16 protein-coding genes are annotated in these 17214 nt (G+C 44.3%); 7 read left to right on the top strand and 9 right to left on the bottom strand.

Features of this window, described 5'->3' with window-relative positions:
- The first annotated feature begins 121 nt into the window (after nt 1-121).
- Entirely contained in the window at nt 122-1648 is a 1527-nt protein-coding gene (gene putP / locus ITG09_21820) for a sodium/proline symporter PutP (protein UPR54023.1), read from the top strand.
- 82 nt (nt 1649-1730) lie between these two features.
- On the opposite strand, the gene ITG09_21815 is transcribed toward putP, so the two are convergent.
- Nucleotides 1731-2252 carry a MerR family transcriptional regulator gene (locus tag ITG09_21815; GenBank protein ID UPR54022.1) on the bottom strand — a complete coding sequence of 174 codons (522 nt, stop codon included), beginning with the start codon at nt 2250-2252 and terminating at the stop codon, nt 1731-1733.
- A gap of 224 nt (nt 2253-2476) precedes the next feature.
- Here ITG09_21815 and ITG09_21810 point away from each other — a divergent pair, with 224 nt between their 5' ends.
- Nucleotides 2477-3367, top strand: coding sequence for a helix-turn-helix domain-containing protein (locus ITG09_21810; protein ID UPR54021.1), 891 nt, complete (start codon nt 2477-2479; stop codon nt 3365-3367).
- Between the two features lie 120 nt (nt 3368-3487).
- The gene (locus tag ITG09_21805; GenBank protein ID UPR54020.1) at nt 3488-4351 is read left to right on the top strand and encodes a hypothetical protein; all 864 of its coding nucleotides are present in this window, start codon (nt 3488-3490) and stop codon (nt 4349-4351) included.
- Between the two features lie 615 nt (nt 4352-4966).
- On the opposite strand, the gene ITG09_21800 is transcribed toward ITG09_21805, so the two are convergent.
- Nucleotides 4967-5137 carry a hypothetical protein gene (locus ITG09_21800; protein ID UPR54019.1) on the bottom strand — a complete coding sequence of 57 codons (171 nt, stop codon included), beginning with the start codon at nt 5135-5137 and terminating at the stop codon, nt 4967-4969.
- Between the two features lie 278 nt (nt 5138-5415).
- Between ITG09_21800 and ITG09_21795 the strand changes: the two genes are divergently transcribed.
- Nucleotides 5416-5904 (top strand): Lrp/AsnC ligand binding domain-containing protein, encoded by a 489-nt coding sequence (locus ITG09_21795; protein ID UPR54018.1) that lies wholly within the window; start codon nt 5416-5418, stop codon nt 5902-5904.
- Between the two features lie 117 nt (nt 5905-6021).
- Here the strand turns inward: ITG09_21795 and ITG09_21790 are convergent, their stop codons facing one another.
- Nucleotides 6022-6729 carry a DUF445 domain-containing protein gene (locus ITG09_21790; protein ID UPR54017.1) on the bottom strand — a complete coding sequence of 236 codons (708 nt, stop codon included), beginning with the start codon at nt 6727-6729 and terminating at the stop codon, nt 6022-6024.
- Nucleotides 6730-7015: 286 nt separating this feature from the next.
- The gene (locus tag ITG09_21785) at nt 7016-8866 is read right to left on the bottom strand and encodes an ABC transporter ATP-binding protein (GenBank protein ID UPR54016.1); all 1851 of its coding nucleotides are present in this window, start codon (nt 8864-8866) and stop codon (nt 7016-7018) included.
- A 529-nt stretch (nt 8867-9395) separates the two neighbouring features.
- Here ITG09_21785 and ITG09_21780 point away from each other — a divergent pair.
- Nucleotides 9396-10370, top strand: a complete 975-nt coding sequence (locus tag ITG09_21780) for an amidinotransferase (protein UPR54015.1) — start codon at nt 9396-9398, stop codon at nt 10368-10370.
- A 177-nt stretch (nt 10371-10547) separates the two neighbouring features.
- Here ITG09_21780 and ITG09_21775 read toward each other — a convergent pair whose 3' ends face one another.
- From ITG09_21775 to ITG09_21755, 5 genes are all read right to left on the bottom strand, one after another.
- Complete coding sequence (locus ITG09_21775; protein UPR54014.1) at nt 10548-11180, bottom strand: acetyltransferase; 633 nt, start codon at nt 11178-11180, stop codon at nt 10548-10550.
- A 133-nt stretch (nt 11181-11313) separates the two neighbouring features.
- Nucleotides 11314-12153, bottom strand: coding sequence for an AraC family transcriptional regulator (locus tag ITG09_21770; protein UPR54013.1), 840 nt, complete (start codon nt 12151-12153; stop codon nt 11314-11316).
- A 187-nt stretch (nt 12154-12340) separates the two neighbouring features.
- A complete protein-coding gene (locus tag ITG09_21765) occupies nt 12341-13168 on the bottom strand; it encodes a GNAT family N-acetyltransferase (GenBank protein UPR54012.1) in 828 nt (275 codons plus the stop codon).
- 204 nt (nt 13169-13372) lie between these two features.
- Complete coding sequence (locus ITG09_21760) at nt 13373-14995, bottom strand: phosphoethanolamine--lipid A transferase (GenBank protein UPR54011.1); 1623 nt, start codon at nt 14993-14995, stop codon at nt 13373-13375.
- Nucleotides 14996-15228: 233 nt separating this feature from the next.
- Nucleotides 15229-15813, bottom strand: a complete 585-nt coding sequence (locus tag ITG09_21755; protein ID UPR54010.1) for a porin family protein — start codon at nt 15811-15813, stop codon at nt 15229-15231.
- Between the two features lie 192 nt (nt 15814-16005).
- Here ITG09_21755 and ITG09_21750 point away from each other — a divergent pair, with 192 nt between their 5' ends.
- Nucleotides 16006-16545, top strand: a complete 540-nt coding sequence (locus ITG09_21750; protein UPR54009.1) for a hydrolase — start codon at nt 16006-16008, stop codon at nt 16543-16545.
- A 67-nt stretch (nt 16546-16612) separates the two neighbouring features.
- The gene (locus tag ITG09_21745; GenBank protein UPR54008.1) at nt 16613-17155 is read left to right on the top strand and encodes an AAA family ATPase; all 543 of its coding nucleotides are present in this window, start codon (nt 16613-16615) and stop codon (nt 17153-17155) included.
- Nucleotides 17156-17214 lie beyond the last annotated feature (59 nt).

The following is a 17214-nucleotide window of genomic DNA, read 5'->3' as shown; positions in this document are numbered from 1 at the left end:
TGGCTCTAAACACTTTTGGTTTTTTCCATCTTTGGATTTAACTCATAGTGCTTTGGAGCCTGAATACCTAACTCAATGCACTTGCTTGCCTTTACGGTGAGTGCTTTGCATTGAATTAGGCATGGAAGGCTTTCTACAAAATGAGGACTATCAAATGATAGAAAACAGTTTTGCAATAACGACGACGTTCATTGCGTATCTAATTATGATGCTGGCAATCGGTGTTATTGCTTACAAACGTACATCTAACTCAACTGACTACTTCCTAGGTGGTCGTTCGTTAGGTCCATGGCCTGCTGCACTTTCTGCTGGTGCATCAGACATGAGTGGTTGGTTGCTACTTGGCCTACCAGGTTACGCTTACGCTGCTGGCTTTGAAGCATTCTGGCTTGCTGGTGGCCTACTTGTGGGTACTTGGGCTAACTGGTTAATCAGTGCTAAGCGTCTGCGTACTTACAGTATTACAACTGAATCACTGACGTTGCCTGAGTTCCTATCTCGTCGCTTCAATGATAACTCTAAGCTGATCCAAACAATTTCTGCTTTCTTTATCCTTTTATTCTTCCTTTTCTACACAAGTTCAGGCTTGGTAGCAGGTGGTAAATTGTTTGAAACTGTATTTGGCCTAGATTACACAACAGCGGTAATTATCGGCACAGTATGTGTTGTTTCGTACACCCTGTTTGGTGGTTTCCTTGCGGTATCTTGGACTGACTTGGTTCAAGGTCTGTTGATGTCTGCTGCGCTATTGATTGTACCAATCGCAGCAATGAACGGTGGCCTTGGCCAACTGTCTACTGACCTACACAACATCAACCCAGAGCTACTAACGCTATGGAATGATGCGAAAGGTGAGCCGCTTTCTGCTATCGCGATCATCTCGCTAGCGGCATGGGGTCTAGGTTACTTCGGTCAGCCACACATCCTTGCTCGTTTTAAAGCAACACGTACCAATAAAGACCTAACAACAGCGCGTCGCATCGCGGTGGTATGGACTGCACTGTCTATGGTTGGTGCAATGCTGGTTGGTCTGGTTGGTCTTATCTACGTAACTAACTCTGGTGCGCCTAAGTTAGACGATGGTGAGAAGATCTTCATGCTTCTCGTGAACGCGATGTTCCACCCGGTAATTGCAGGTATCTTACTGGCTGCAATCCTAGCGGCAATCATGAGTACTGCGGATTCACAACTTCTTGTTTCTTCATCTGCAATGGCAGAAGATCTGTACAAGCAAGTTCTGAAGAAAGACGCAACGTCAGAAGAGATTGTTCGTGTAGGCCGCTTCGCGGTTATCCTAATCTCTCTTGTTGCACTTGTACTAGCGATGACGCCGGACAGTTCTGTTCTTGGCCTTGTATCTTACGCATGGGCTGGTTTTGGTGCTGCGTTTGGCCCAGCTATCGTATTGAGCCTGTACTGGTCTCGTATGAACCGTAACGGCGCTCTAGCGGGTATCGTGGTTGGTGGTGTGACTATCGTACTTTGGAAGCAGTTCACGGGTGGTTGGTTCGATGTTTACGAAATCGTACCTGGAATCATCTTATCGACTCTTTCTATCGTTATCGTGAGCCTAATCACTGGCGAGCCAGAAGACGAAGTTAAGAAGCAACACGCTGAGTTCGAGAAGAACCTTGTTGAGCTAGACTAATTTACATTGTAAAACAGATGTGAATTAGCAAAAAACATCAGTGAAAATAATTGCAAAAAGTAATAGAGTCACTTCGGTGGCTCTATTTTTTTGACCACTCCCGAATGCTCTTGACCTCTTCTTGGTCGATATTCAAAGACTCCAAAAACTCTTGGTGAGCGGTTGGCTCCATCTTCTCAAACTGCTTGTGCCAGTTCTTCATGTCTTCTTTATTGAACCCAGCGTTCTCCATCACACGTACCCAGCGGTCTTTTGTTAGCAGTTTCTGTTCTAACAGTTCTGGTTGTTCCAACAGCATCACAATCGCTTTTTGTTGTTGGCGAAGGTTCTGAATTTCTTTCTCTAGTGCATTGAATTGATTGACTAAGGTTTGTTCTTGTTTCACATCGTCTTTGCGATCAAGCAGCGCTGTGATCTCTTGGATAGATAAACCAAAAGAGCGGTAGGAAATGATGCTCTCCAAACGAGCCTGTTCCTTTTCACCATACCAACGGTAACCATTGTCTGAACGGCTGTGAGGCAGAAGCAACCCTGCACGTTCATAATAGAGGATGGTGGTGCGAGAGATATTGTAGGCCTTGGCAATTTGAGTGACAGTGAGCATGTTCAACCTCATTGGTCGTCTTAGATGAATAGAAACATCAAGGAGTCGCGTATTCTAATCGCGCCTAGTTAAGGTGTATAGCACGTAATTTGGTTGAGGTTGATACCATCCTCTAACTCCTGAACGCTCTCGATTCACGTTTCTGGCACTGAGAGCATATCAGTTTCTGTTGAGATACATTACAGTGATAAATGGCGATGTAGGAAGCGAAAAGGAATATCGAAGTGCCACAAGCGATCCCCAATGTTGGATTTAATCATGAAAAAACGGCACAGGCTGAGTTAGAGCTGATTCCACTGTCTCGGCTCTATTCTGATGGCAATATCAATCACGATCCTCAATTGCCACATCGTGTTAGCTTCTTCTTGATTCTGTTTATTGAGCGAGGCTCTGGTACGCACATGGTCGACTTCCAAGACTATCCTTTCAGCCAAGGGAGTGTGTTGTTCATTCAAAGAGAGCAAGTACACGCCTTTGATTTTAGTAATAAGCCGCAAGGAACGGCGGTTATTTTTACTCAAGCATTTCTCGACAGCGTTCACGCTAATATGAAGCTGCCGAACTACACACCAACCCACTTGAACAAGGCACACTCGGCATTACTGCCATTAGACGAACTTCATCAAGATCGCACGCAGAGCCTGTTGCAACAAATTACACTGGAACTGAATCAACCAGAACCCGATCCCTTGATTGTGATGTATCTGTTCTCGGCATTGGCGCTGATTCTTCATCGCCTACGACCAGAAGTGAAGCAAGATGCCTTGAGTTTGCAGCAGAACATTAAGTTTGCCCGCTACTTCGAATTGCTTCAAAACAACTACCTGCGCGTTCGTGATGCAAACTGGTACGCCAATCAAATTAGTACCACCTACAAGACACTGAATCAGGTGTGCAAGGTTGCAACAGGGCTAACAGCAAAGCAGATCATTGATTCTTTTACTGTGTTAGAGATGAAGCGCCAGTTGGTGGTGAGCAACATTACCTCACAAAAGATGGCATTGGATTTTGGGTTTGAAGACGCGAGTAATTTCGTTAAATACTTTAAAAATCATACCCAAATGACACCGAGTGAGTTTCAAAAGAAATACTCAAAGCCGTCTCTTACTGAATAGCTGCGATTGAACATGGATACGTTAAGGTTCGATATCTACCATTTTTCTGCCTAAATACACTCTGCCGTGAACTTCTCTCGTTGACTAATATAGTCTCCAAGCCAACGAGAGGACTTAATAATGAAAACAATAACCAACACATTCAAATCAACACTACTAACTGCTGGCGTACTCGCTGCTTCTGTGGTTACCGGTTCTGTGGCTGCTCAGGAGCTGTCTATTCAAGAGAAAGGTGTCGCGGTCATTTCAAGTATTGAAACGGGCGATGCAAAAGCGGTGAGCTACATCAACCCAGAGAAATACATCCAACATAATCTTGCGGTCGGCGATGGCTTAGCTGGTTTTGGTGAAGTATTGCAAATGCTGCCTGAAGGCTCTGCAAAGGCACAAGTTAAGCGCTCATTTCAAGACGGTGATTTCGTAGTAACACACACTGAATACAACTTCTTCGGCCCTAAAGTCGGCTTCGATGTATTCCGTTTTGAAGATGGACTGATTGTTGAGCACTGGGATAACTTGCAAGAGATCGCTAAGCCAAACGCAAGTGGTCGCACTCAATTCGACGGTACGACTAAAGTCGTAGATCTCGAGAAAACGGATCAAAATAAACAGCTTGTCGGTGGCTTTGTCAAAGACATCTTGATTGGCGGTGACATGTCGAAGATTAATCAGTACATCGATAACGAAGACAGCGCTTACCTTCAGCACAACCCAGGTGTGGCCGATGGTCTAAGCGGTTTGGGCGAGGCTTTAGGTGCGTTAGCAGAAGCAGGAATGCCAATGGTTTATACCGCTAACCACAAGATCTTAGGCCAAGGTAACTTTGTGCTGTCGATCAGCGAAGGCCAGTTTATGAATAACCACGTAGCATTTTATGATCTATTCCGTGTTGATAATGGCAAGATTGTGGAGCACTGGGACACTATTGAAACCATTCCTGCGCGTTCAGAGTGGAAAAATGACAACGGTAAATTTGGCTTCTAAGTTTGAGTTAAATTGAACCAGAAATGACGTTATAAAGCGGTGCTTTCATTGTGGAGGTGCCGCTTTTTTTGCGTGGAAGTTTACTGGTGGATCGAGCTGAAGAGGTGTCTTTATGGGGTTTTACAATGTAAATCGACAGCGAAGGATCTTGATCGAGAAATGAAAGATCTGCCTTGTTGATGGCGTTTGATGTCAAAAAATAAAATAGAAAAGTGGCTATTTTTTGAACTTGGCGCTCACTTTTGTCATTAGCTCGGTGAATTGTGGAACCGAATTGGACATGATGTGTCAATTGTCAGTAACCACTAAAGACCTATAGGACAAAGGTATGCCTGATCTCTATTGCAAAGGATGTAAAAAAACAACACTACATAAGTCTATAATGAAACGTTGTGAATCAGAGCCCGAGACAGCGTCTGGCCGTATGATGCAATGGACGTCAAAGCTATTTAGTGGAAACCTGTACTACGATATGGAAACTCAGCACTTCTGCCGCACGTGCAATTGCCGTTGCGAAACCGGAAGTACTGTTCCCCAAGTTGGCTTAGCCTAACTCATAGTAAGTGCTTACTAACTTGATTCAAAAAACCTCCGTGTTAGGAGGTTTTTGCGTTTCTATGCGGCTTTGAGTGCTAGCTCAGCGTCAATGGCGTCGCCATCAATCTTCACTTCCCATCCATAGTTTGAGTATTCACTTGCTAGTGCCTGAGCAACATCTTTTGATACCGTTACGTGTGTCCATGAACCAATACCGTAAGGTTTATATGCGAGTTCTTGCGTTTTCATAATAGAGTCATCCTTTCTCTTTGATAATTATATTATTCACTTTGGCCTATATGCTTTCTTTCGTTTCCGGCTCAACTTATTTGTTAATCGGGTCATTTCTATAATAATTTGTTAATAACCAGAGTTTGATTTATAAGGGTTCTTATCTATTTGTATGTATTTATATTTGGTGTGAATGTCATCCGTGTATTTAGTTTTTAAATGTGTGAGCGAGGTTTTCTTCGATTGCACTTGGTATGGAATATACTGAGCGGAATTTAGAATGTTTAAGGAATGTTATGTCTCAGCATCAACTCGATCGTATCGATAAAGAGATACTAAGAATTCTGCACATGAAAGGGCGTTTACCCGTGGTTGAGTTGGCCAAGCAGGTTAACCTAACGACATCCCCTTGCTCTGATAGACTCAAGCGATTGGAAAAAGAGGGCTACATAACGGGCTACCATGCTGAGCTGTGTTCAGAAAAGTTGGGACTCGATGTTCAAGTCTTTATCCACATTCGTCTCGATCAGACCAGCTTTTCGATTTTTGATAAGTTTGCCCAAGCCGTTGAGATGATGCCCGAGGTGGAAGAGTGTTATTCGCTGTCGGGAGACTTCGACACCATGATCAAGGTTCGAGTGAAAGACATGAAGGCATACCAAGCGTTTATGGCTACCAAGCTGGGTACTCTACCTGGTGTGATTCAGACGCGCAGTGAAGTGGTCATTGAGGAACACAAGAAGGGCTTTGGTGTTAACCCTGAGTTGTTGGCAACCTTAAAATAGGGCACGGGTTCTACTTCAAGCGTATTTGTTTAGATATAAAAAATGGAAGCTAATGAGCTTCCATTTTTTGTTGAGTGCCGAGAAAGGCAATCGGATAAAGTGGTGTTGGTAAACCGATTACAGCGTAATTGCCGCTGAGATTAAGCCAATCACACCACCGAATACACCGCCCCAAACCACAAGCCAGCCAAGGTGCTTCTTGATCATGGTTTGAACCATCTCTTTCACAAGCTTTGGTGTCAGTTCATTCAAACGTTGATCGATGATCGCTTCAATGTTCTCTTTGATTTCGTCCATCATCGCCGGAGATTCTAGCTCTTCTTTGATGGCATTCTTCACTGAGTCGCTCTTGCTGATTTCAATCACAGATTCTTGCATCTTTTCAACAAATGGCGCTTTCATTGGCTCTAGCGCTTCTGTGCCGCCAAACATTGCCAACATGCCACCAAATTGAGAGTTCTCGATAACGTGAACCAGTGAATCGAATGCAGGGTTAAAATCGATCTTCTTAATCACAGGCTCTAGGTTCAGTGATTGGCCGCCAGACATCTCGCTGCTTAGGAAGCGGTCGATGTTACTTTCAGTAAAGAATTGTTCCATCATCAATTGCTTGATGGCTGCTTTGAACTCTTCAAAGCGTGCTGGAATAACGCCTGAACCGTATAGGCCGGGTACTTTCTCGAACAACATGTGAATCGCAAGCCAGTTGGTGATGGCACCAGAAAAGGCGAATAGGCCTGCATAAAGCAAGTATTGGTTTGCTGTCGCATAGCCGCCAGCAAGCAGCGCTAACGCGATAACGTTAGTTAAGACACTTTTGTTCATGGTTGATCTCTAGAAAGAATACTGCGCGCATTTTAAGAAAAAAACGCCAAGAAAAAAACAAAAGGATCGATGAAGTTTACGTAACAGGTGGGAAATATTGCTGATCTAGGGGCATAAGAAAGGCTAGCCTCCCCCCGAAGTCTAGCCTTATTCCAGAACGCGCAAGCGAGGCGTCTTTGGTGTTAATGTCATTATATAATTACGACATAACATTCTGCTACGTGTAATTTACCGTTAATTAACAAATTGGTGTGAATTACGCCGCACTTTTAAAATAGCATAAAAATTAAGCGTTCGTTGCTTGCTCAAGATCATCCGCAATGAAGCCACCAGTCTGGTGATTCCAAAGCTGTGCGTAGATACCATTCTGGTTAATTAGCTCTTGGTGCGTACCTTCTTCGACGATATTGCCCTCATCAAGCACGATCAGGCGGTCCATCGCAGCAATGGTCGACAGACGGTGCGCAATCGCGATAACCGTTTTGCCTTCCATTAGCTCAATCAAGCTCTCTTGGATTGCCGCTTCTACCTCAGAATCGAGTGCAGACGTCGCTTCATCCAGAACCAATAGTGGCGCATTTTTCAAAAGAACACGCGAGATAGCGACACGTTGACGCTGACCACCAGAAAGCTTAACGCCACGTTCACCCACTTGAGCATCGTAACCAATGTTGCCAAATGGGTCGGTTAGGGTTTCGATAAACTCATGTGCGTGTGCCTGTTTGGTTGCGGCATACACTTCTTCATCTGATGCATCAGGACGACCGTAAAGAATGTTGTCTTTGATTGAACGGTGCAGCAGTGAGGTATCTTGGGTCACCATACCGATGTTGCTGCGCAGCGAGTCTTGCGTCACTGTTGAGATCTCTTGATCGTCAATCAGGATGCGACCGCTTTCTACATCATGGAAGCGCAGCAGCAGGTTAACCAAGGTTGACTTTCCCGCACCTGAACGGCCGACTAAGCCCACTTTTTCACCCGGCTTAATGTTGAGATTAAGGTTGTTGATCACGCCCTTGTTCTCGCCGTAGTTAAAGCTTACGTTGTCGAAGTTGATGCCGCCTTGTGGAACCTTAAGTGGCTCGGCGTCTTTCTTGTCTTCGATAGCGATTGGCTTAGACAGCGTTTTAATGCCATCAATTACAGTGCCTAGGTTTTCAAACAGACCACCGATTTCCCACATGATCCATTTCGACATGCCGTTAATACGCAGAGCCAAGCTCACTGCAATCGCAATTGCCCCCACGGTGATTGCGCTATCTAACCATAGGTAGATAGAGATACCAGCAATGCTGAACACCAATAGATAGTTAGCGAACTCTACACAGATGTTGAAGCCAGTTACCAAGCGCATTTGGCGGTGCACAGTATCAAGGAAGCCTTCCATGCCTTCTTCGGCGTATTCGGTTTCTCTTTTACTGTGTGAGAACAGTTTCACCGTCGCGATGTTGGTGTAGCTATCGACAATACGACCTGTCATTAACGAGCGCGCATCGGCTTGTTCGGAAGAAACATCTTTTAATTTAGGGACAAAGTGCAGTTGGATACCGACGTAAATGAATAGCCAAATTAACATTGGAGCCATTAAGCGCCAATCCGATTCGGCTAGCATGAATAGCATCGCCGTAAAGTAAACCGTCACGTAGACGAATACATCGACCATTTTAGTTACGGTTTCACGCACTGCGAGCGATGTTTGCATTACTTTAGTGGCAACACGTCCGGCAAAATCATCTTGATAGAACGACAAGCTCTGCTTCAAAAGATAACGGTGCGCCAACCAACGAATAGACATTGGGTAGTTGCCCAGTAAGGTTTGGTGAAGCAAGAGCGAGTAAACACTGATCAAGATCGGCATCACGACCAGTAACAGAACACCAAGCCCCATCAATGTGGATTGGTTATCTGCTAAGAAGGTTTCTGGGTTGCTGGTTGATAGCCAATCAACCAGTTGGCCCATATAACCGAACAGCGCGACTTCGATGATCGCGATGGTCATGCTCATTAGGCCGAGCAAGATTAAAGGTTTTTCAAAACCTCGAGTGTAATGGCGGCAGAATGCCAGTATTCCAGTAGGAGGTTGTATCGGCTCTCCCTTTGGAAAGGCTTCAGTAAAGCCTTCAAATTTTTTGTACATAGATTTCCCTTTACAACTAATGCATCTATTAGCAACTGCATCGTCGTGTAGCTTGTTTTTATAAATTTGGTTTGAAATTTTATAAGTGCTAATGAGTTCTTATCAGTATGACCTCATCAGATAGATTTTCGTTGTTAGTTCTTTTTAAGTGACGAAGGAAAGGTCCAAAGCGTGTCTTTCATGACGTGTATTTTAGATTGAATCGGACAGGAAAAGTTAAGCTTATTTCAAACGTAATTGATTGTTATGCAACGGTGATAATCCTAACGCTAAATGGATTAAATTGTAACCTAAACCCGCAGCAAGCTAGAGAATGAAGCTCGGATATTTATTCAGCAAATTATGTATCTCATATGCAAACTGTTGGTTCTTTCTGATGTGCTGTTATCTTGCAGTAAAAATTACCGAATAAACTGAGTTTTGCAGGAATTGTTTGGGATAAATATTCAAATCATTATTCTTTTCAGTGAATCTTGTCGTAACAAGTTGTTTACAATTCTGAGGTAAATAAAAGATAGGGACGGTTGAGATGTTAAACCTACACAAAAAATCACTTCACATTACTAATGTTCAAAACGCCAATTGCGTTGTTATGGTGCCGCCAAAAGAATTTAAATTTAATGAAGAAACGGCACAAGATAATGAGTTTCAGAACAGAGTTAATCTGACCGAAGCTGAAGTAAAATTAGAAACCATGGCCGAATTTAAGGCGATGGTCGCTTCGTTGCGTAAAGAAGGTGTGCAAGTTGTAGAGTTTGATTACCCAGAACTTGGTGTGGAAACCCCAGATGCGGTATTCCCTAATAACTGGTTTAGCACCTGTGGTGACGGCAGCTTATTTACCTTCCCTATGGCGTGTGAAAACCGTCAAAATGAAGTGAAGCCAAATGCCCTTATTGAAGCACTTGAAGCGTCTGGTCGCATTGTTAACCACAGTGAATCTCTAGAGTCTTACATCGCGCAGGGTTCTTATCTAGAGAGCACGGGCGTGATGGTTATCGACCATATCAACAAGACCATCTATGCCGCGCTTTCTCAACGTTGTGACCGTGAAGTGTTAGAAGATTACGCAAAGCGCATTGGCTATTCTCGCGTGGTCTCTTTCCAAACGGCATTACCGTCTGGCCAACCGATTTACCATACCAATGTGATGATGGCGATTGGCGATAACTTCTGCGTGATCTGTGATGAAGTGATTCCTGAATTTGAACGCCGTTTTGTGGTCAAGTCGCTTGCTAAAGATAAGCAGGTTATCTCTATCTCAATTGATCAGATGAACCGATTCTGCGGCAACATTCTGCAACTGCAGACGGTGAATGGCGATAAGGTGATTGCGATGTCTCAATCGGCTTACGATGCGTTTTCTCCAGCTCAACTCGCGCAACTTGCGACACACGGTAAGCTGCTATCATTTAACGTGAAAACGATTGAAGATATTGGTGGTGGTTCGGTGCGATGCATGTTGGGTGAGGTGTTCTTACCAACACGAGTAAATCGCTTATAACAAGCCGTGCATTTACAGTCATGAATCTTTGAATACCACTCTTATCGCAGAGTGGTATTTTTGTATTGGCCTATGTTTGAGTTGACCTATTTGAAGTAAGAAGACAGCAGTAAGAAAGCCATAGCTAGATACAAGAGTTAACGTACAAAAGCTAACGGAAAACAGCTTACGCAAAATCTATGAAGCGTTCTTGAAAGCTCTGTGCTCGATAAATTGCGCAGATAACGCAACCACTTCCTTAGAGTACACAAGCGCTGTGTGATTGAGCTTGAGGGCGCAGGTGTCTGTTGCGCCTCGCAGGCTCGCATCTTCAAGTGTAACCGTGCCATCTCCTGGGTTTCTACCCAATACAATGCGACCTACACCTGCGTCGTAGGTGCCGGTAATCACGCCAATCGGCACATCAATATCATAATCACCCAAGCCATCACTTAAGATCATCTTGCTCGAACCAAAGATAAATCCGAGGCCATGATTCGACAGCGTTTTAGCGATAGTCGCGCCATTGTGTGGAGTCCCCGCCGTAATGATGCAGGTGTCGGCAAAGTCGGGTTGGTAAAACTTAAAGTAGTGACGAATCAGCAAGCCACCGAGTGAGTGACCAAAGAAGTAGACTTCATCGTGCTCATCAAAGCGTGCATTCACGAAGCGATTGAGGCGTTTAGCAGCAGAAGGGAAGCGCAGCGAGTTGTAAGCGAACTTGTGGGTTTGAAAGCCGCGCTTTTTGAAGTTTCTATCCAGATATTGCATGATCAACGCAGGCATATATAGACCATGAATTAAAACTATATGTTTGTTTTTATTATTCATTTTTGTCCTCCGTCTGATGGTGTTTCCAGTATATGGAGTCGCAATTCCAAACTCAATAAAACTTGCGGCTAATGGGACACAACAGACAGAGTATTCACTGTAGAAATAATGTGCGTTATAGATAAAAAATGAGTTATTCCGATCTCACTCCACCATACACATCTATGGTTAAGCCACCTTCTTTGGCATAGGTGTTGGGCGTTAGGCCAATGGTTTTCTTAAGGTAGCGAATCAGGTGTGGCTGGTCGCTAAATCCAAACTGATAGGCGACATCTATCCAATCAATATCATCAAAATTTCGCTTATAAAGGTATTCGAGCATAGCTTCGAGTTTGTTCATCGACTGACACTGTTTCAACGTTAGTCCGGTCACCTTGTTGAAGCTTCTTTCTAAGGTGCGCTGCGAGCAAAACAGTTTGTCGCCAAGCTCTGCAATGGGTGTTGTACCTAGTAGTTCTAACACCTTCCGGGTGAGTTCGCTGTGCCTGTCCTTTTTACCTGTCGATAACCAAGACAGCAGCAATTCATCCAATTGCTGACAACAGGCCTCAAAGTCGGTTTGAGCGAGGTTTATTAGCGACATGGCATCGGCATTTGGGTTGCTTAATAAACTAACGAGATCGATAGGGTTAACGCGATCTAGGCTCGGGTGTGGGCAGTCTGGAATATTCAACGCGTACAAGGCTCCGACATGGAACTTGATGCCCAAATGAACAAACGGCTTTGAGTGGTCCAGTTCAATCGCTTTATGGTGTGGCAGCAGTAAATGACAGCCAACACCTTGATCGACCTGTTGCTCTATCGTGTAGTGATAAAGCTGGTCGTTTGGAGACAGAATCAAATGCGCCGAAGGGTCAGGGTTAAGCTTAGGAAATTGATGGGTTTGGGCGTCGGGCGTCTTCTCGATCAGCCAGTAGCAATCGATGTATTGGGCAACAACTGAGGATTTCGGAGACTGTAACCAATTGATCATTCGACATTCTATTTGAGGTTAGCGTTGTAATAACTATATGTGTCTATCGCTGAGGAAGATAGTCTTGTCTTTGCAATCGATAGCCACCAAAAACTGAGCCCATAACCGCTGGATGTATAGAGTCACGGATATGGGCTTAATTTAATTGGCTTCGCTTGGGCTGTGAGTAATTTGTTAAAGTAGAACCCTAATCAAAATCGAACTGTAGGATTCGATTTTTCGATGATAACCCAGCACGAGTAATCGCTTTCTGCGCGCCAATATTGCTACCTTCTGTTGAACACATCGCTTCCAAACCTTGGCGGTTGGCGTGCTGTGTGAGAAAGTTCAGCACACGTGTTGCTAAGCCTTTGCCACGTTCTGCTTGTTCGACAATCATGCCCAAGTCTGCAAACTGCGTTTGGTGCTCATCGAACTTGCGGCACTCTCCAGTTGCAAGAACGCTTTCATTTTCCCAGTAACCCCACAGCTCTTGGCGAGCAATTAAATTGCTGTAGTAGCCAGTTAGCCACTCTTTCGGTGCGCCAATCGCTGATGAAGCAAATTCCACAAGCTTATCGAGTTGCTCTTCCGTCGCGAGCGTCATTTTAATGTCTTCAATACGACCTGAATGACGGCTAGCGTCGCTTTCTTGGTTCTGGCGGTACATCATCGCATTCACTTTGAATGACTCAGTATTGTCCATACACAGCGACAGGTATTGTGGCTCTGCGGTGCTAACGAATGCGCCTTTCACTTCACCAATCACAGAGCTGTTGTTTTCGATGATTAAGGTGAACAAGTCGGCAATGTTCGCGTTTGCGGTTGGTGCTAGGTAAAACTGAAGTAAGTAGCCTTCACCATTTAACACGCAGTAACCCACAAGTATGTCGTTTTCGTAAAAGCCGTAATGGTCTGACATTGGCACAAAGCCAAAGTGCCACATGCCATCGAGTGGGGCGGTTGATTCTGCAAAGTAAGCCATTTTAAGTTCACTTAAGTCGCTCAGTGTTTTAATTTTTTTGATGTCTAACATCGCTTGTATTCCTGCTGTTTCGATTCGGTAAAGTGCGTGGTAGACATCGTACTTTTACTTGATGTGCCACGTTTCAATGCCAGCAAGTGTAGGTGAACACTGTAGGTAGGTATTGAACAAAAACGACAGTTTTAGGTAGGTCAAAAAAGGGGACTCATAAACGAGTCCCCTTAAAATCAAGCATGTGCGCCTAATGCGTTGCAGTTAACGACACGGTGCGAAGATGTCTTGGTTTTCTCGGTATTCTTGGGTTTGAACGTCCATTAAACCAAGCAAAGAGTCGAACAGGTTATCGTGTGAGAAGCTCTGCTCTTTTCCTGCTTTACGTAAGCACGTGTCATTGATGCCTTTCTCGGCAGCGAAGCCATCCGACATCCAAAAGATCAGTGGGACGTGGGTTTGTTCCTTTGGTGCTAAAGAGTAAGGCATACCGTGTAAGTAGACGCCATTTTCTCCCAGAGACTCGCCGTGATCGGATACGTACATCAACGCTACATTGTATTTGTCAGTGAGTTTCTCAAGCTTTTGCATCGCCTGTGATAGGAAGAAATCCGTGTACAAGATGGTGTTGTCGTAGGTGTTAACCACTTCCTCTTTGGTACAGTTTTCAATATCGGCGCGAGCGCAATCTGGCGTGAATTTCTTATGTTCTTCTGGATAGCGCTCAAAGTAAGTAGGGCCATGAGATCCGGCGATATGATAGAAGATGATGCTATTTTGCGTAAGATCTTGAGTATCTTGATCGAAGTTCTCTAGCATCGCCGTGTCGTAGCACACATCGTTATTACACAAAGGGTCACTGTCTTTGGCCACGAGTGTCATCTCTTTGATTCGGTGTGCAACGGCCTTGTCTCCACCATCATGCTCTCGCCAGATAGAGTGAATGCCCGCGCGGTTCATGATGTCGACCACGTTATCTTGGTTGTAAGCTTTGTCGCGGTCGTAGTTACTGCGGTTCATGTTAGAGAACATACACGGCACAGAAACCGCAGTGGCGGTGCCGCACGACTGAACATCAGAGAAAAATATCGGGTTGTAAGGTTTGGTATGAGCATTGGTTTCACGCTCATAGCCATGATATTGGTAGTTGTACACACGCGCGGTTTCACCAAGTACAAACACCAGTAAGGTCGGTTTGGTTGTCGCTTTGTCTTGTGCTGCTTGCTTCGCATCTAACCCTAACTCTTGGTAAGGGATAGGCTCTTTAATGTAGGTGTTATTGACGTATTTAACCGTTGATGCCACATATTCGGTTGGAATGATCATCTTTTTGATGTGCGAGTTATTGCGACCAATCGAAACGTAATCTTTGTAAAATAGCCCTGCAATAATGGCGATGACGATCAAAGAAGAGATCAGCCCAATTGACTTCCAGACAAAGAAATCTTTCCATGACTCTCGCTTAAGCTTGGTAAACAGTAGGATCAGTGACGGGATAATCCCCATCGCGAATAACCACAAGATAGAGTGGGCACTTACATAGCTTGCTGCTTCGCCACTATTGGTTTCGAATACATTTTCTATCATCCCGTAGTCTACATAGATGCCGTAATTGAACATGCTGTAGCTGACGAGTGTTGAGGTTATCAGCAACAAAATAAAAAACGGCTTGGAAAATATCGGCCAATTAAAGACTTGGAAGATAAAATTGAAGGCAGCAAGGAAGAAGATCGGGATGGATATAAGAAACGCGACACTTTCAGACTTTGATGCCTGAACAATACTAAGAAGTTCTAGGGAGAGAGGGATATTGATGACAAGCAGATAATACACAGCCAACACAAAGGGCAGTTTGTTTATCGACATGTTTAAGCTTGGAAGGTTCATAGGTTTTGTTTTCCTGCGTCTCTGATTCCTTTATTTTAGTCTCGCTACCAAGAAAGCTCTAATATCAACGCATAAAGCTCAATAAGTGATGGTGAGTGATAAACTGGCTAAAGTGAAATGACGCGATAGGGCGTGTAGATACAAAAAATTCACTTTACTGAGTGACCTTCATGACAAGGTGGAACAGCAAAGTGAATTAGTATGTTCAGCTTATTCTTTGTGGTTCAATCACATTAGAAGTTGTATGAACCACCGAAGCTAATGCTGTTGAAGGCAAGTGTTTTGTCTTCAGTTTTCAATGAACTGTTGTTGCCAATGTAGTAGTTCTCAACACTAACAGCGTCTGCTTGTGAGATTAGGCGCAGTGTTAGATGTTCGATTGGTGAGTATTCAACGCCCACACCAAAATGGAAACCCGTACCGCTATCATCATTGTAACCAGCACTCTTGTTTGCATTTAGATCAACAGAGCTTAAACCAGCCAATACGAATGGGCGGATTGTGTTGTCGAATGTGTAACCAAGATTTGCTGACAAAGAAATAGACGCTGGAGACATTTTTGCAGCGCCTTTTTTGTAGTCTGCGTAATCGTTGTAGCCAAGTTCCACACCTACGATACGGTTGAATTGGTAGCCGCCGTATAAGTTGTAGCCCATGCCGTCTGAATCTAGATTACCTTGACCATCTGTATCAGAATCTTGGTACACGCTAAGGCCGCCACCAATGTATGCACCGCCGTCAGTGCCTGCTGCTAAAGCTGGAAGAGAAACTGCGCTGATTAAACCCAATGCTAATGCTGATTTCGTTATCTTGTTCATTTTTCTTACTCACTCTTTAATGTCATGTCAGTATCAATTATTTTTGTTTTGCGACCTTTCGACCGTTGATGACCATTATTCCGTAGTCTTTTATGTATTACTGTATGGCTTTGTAAGCTGAATCATTACATAGTAGAAAACATACACATCAGATTGCGTAATTAATCAGGCTGCCCAAAACAAGGAGTAAACATGCTAACGAAACAAAACACAGGCTTGGTGGTTGTGGATGTTCAGGGCAAGCTCGCACGCCTTGTTGATGAGAGCGAGACACTGATTGCTAACTGTGGAAAGCTGATTGAGGGAGCGCAGGTTTTAGGCCTTCCTATTGTGAGTTTGGAGCAGAACCCAGAGAAGTTGGGGGCAACCGTTAGTGAGCTGAATGACCTATTGAGTGATGTTAAGCCGATACCGAAATTCACGTTCAACGCGTGTAACGAGCCCAAGTTTGTTGAGGCAGTGCAAGTTAAAGATGTGGATACGTGGTTGGTGTGTGGTATTGAGGCTCACATATGTGTCTATCAAACCGCATTGGGGTTGTTGGATCTTGGGTACAAGGTTCAGGTCGTTGGTGATTGCATTAGTTCACGAACAGCACTGAATAAGAAATTGGCCATCAGCCGATTGCGGGACGCTGGTGTCCAGATTACGGGATTAGAAATGAGCTTATACGAGCTTGTGAAAGATTGCCGCGCACCAGAATTTAAGTCCATTCTGTCCTTGATTCGTTAACTTGGGTTTCATGAACTAGGTTTTCGTTAAGGTCCGATTCGTTATTTTCCCCTTTGAAGAGGTTCATTTGAATAACCTAATTGTATTTACAGGTGGGCCGGGCTCAGGCAAAACCTCGGTCATCGACGCTTTGAAAAGCCAGGGCTATCGCTGCGCACCAGAGGTTGGGCGTAAAGTGATTCAGCACCAAGTCGAACAGCAAGGTCACGCCTTACCATGGTTAGATAAAGTGGCTTTTCGTGACGAAATGGTGCGAGAAGAGTTAGCCAATTACCAAGCATTTGAGACAAGTGAGCAACTCGTTTTCTTTGATAGAAGCATCGTAGATTCATACGGTTACAGTTTGTTAGAGACGTTGCCTATTCCAGAATCCTTGCTGAATAGCTGTAATGAGCTCGCATACAACGCCAAGGTATTTATCTTCCCGCCATGGGATTCGATTTTCATCAATGACCAAGAGCGTAAACAAGACTTTGAAGAAGCGGTCGCCACCTATGAAAAGATGGTGGCAGCCTATACCCAGTTTGGTTATCAGCTGGTGGAAGTGCCTAAGTTATCTGTTGAGGGACGAGTCGAGTTCATTTTAACTGCGATTAACTTAGACGAGTGACTTCCGACAAAACAACAATTTAAAAAGCCCCGCAGTATCGACTCGAACGAGTGAATACT

This window comes from Vibrio cyclitrophicus, assembly GCA_023206055.1.
GTDB lineage: Bacteria > Pseudomonadota > Gammaproteobacteria > Enterobacterales > Vibrionaceae > Vibrio > Vibrio cyclitrophicus_A.
The sequence above is the reverse complement of the archived record's forward strand: the minus strand, read 5'-3'. Positions and strand labels throughout refer to the sequence as shown.

What these genes read in the sequence shown, in the direction of transcription:
- ITG09_21775 (UPR54014.1), bottom strand. Translation starts at nt 11,180, where the DNA reads ATGAATAATAAAAACAAACATATAGTTTTAATTCATGGTCTATATATG.
- ITG09_21785 (UPR54016.1), bottom strand. Translation starts at nt 8,866, where the DNA reads ATGTACAAAAAATTTGAAGGCTTTACTGAAGCCTTTCCAAAGGGAGAG.
- ITG09_21790 (UPR54017.1), bottom strand. Translation starts at nt 6,729, where the DNA reads ATGAACAAAAGTGTCTTAACTAACGTTATCGCGTTAGCGCTGCTTGCT.
- ITG09_21815 (UPR54022.1), bottom strand. Translation starts at nt 2,252, where the DNA reads ATGCTCACTGTCACTCAAATTGCCAAGGCCTACAATATCTCTCGCACC.
- ITG09_21755 (UPR54010.1), bottom strand. Translation starts at nt 15,813, where the DNA reads ATGAACAAGATAACGAAATCAGCATTAGCATTGGGTTTAATCAGCGCA.
- ITG09_21770 (UPR54013.1), bottom strand. Translation starts at nt 12,153, where the DNA reads ATGATCAATTGGTTACAGTCTCCGAAATCCTCAGTTGTTGCCCAATAC.
- ITG09_21765 (UPR54012.1), bottom strand. Translation starts at nt 13,168, where the DNA reads ATGTTAGACATCAAAAAAATTAAAACACTGAGCGACTTAAGTGAACTT.
- ITG09_21800 (UPR54019.1), bottom strand. Translation starts at nt 5,137, where the DNA reads ATGAAAACGCAAGAACTCGCATATAAACCTTACGGTATTGGTTCATGG.
- ITG09_21795 (UPR54018.1), top strand. Translation starts at nt 5,416, where the DNA reads ATGTCTCAGCATCAACTCGATCGTATCGATAAAGAGATACTAAGAATT.
- ITG09_21760 (UPR54011.1), bottom strand. Translation starts at nt 14,995, where the DNA reads ATGAACCTTCCAAGCTTAAACATGTCGATAAACAAACTGCCCTTTGTG.
- ITG09_21805 (UPR54020.1), top strand. Translation starts at nt 3,488, where the DNA reads ATGAAAACAATAACCAACACATTCAAATCAACACTACTAACTGCTGGC.
- putP (UPR54023.1), top strand. Translation starts at nt 122, where the DNA reads ATGGAAGGCTTTCTACAAAATGAGGACTATCAAATGATAGAAAACAGT.
- ITG09_21780 (UPR54015.1), top strand. Translation starts at nt 9,396, where the DNA reads ATGTTAAACCTACACAAAAAATCACTTCACATTACTAATGTTCAAAAC.
- ITG09_21750 (UPR54009.1), top strand. Translation starts at nt 16,006, where the DNA reads ATGCTAACGAAACAAAACACAGGCTTGGTGGTTGTGGATGTTCAGGGC.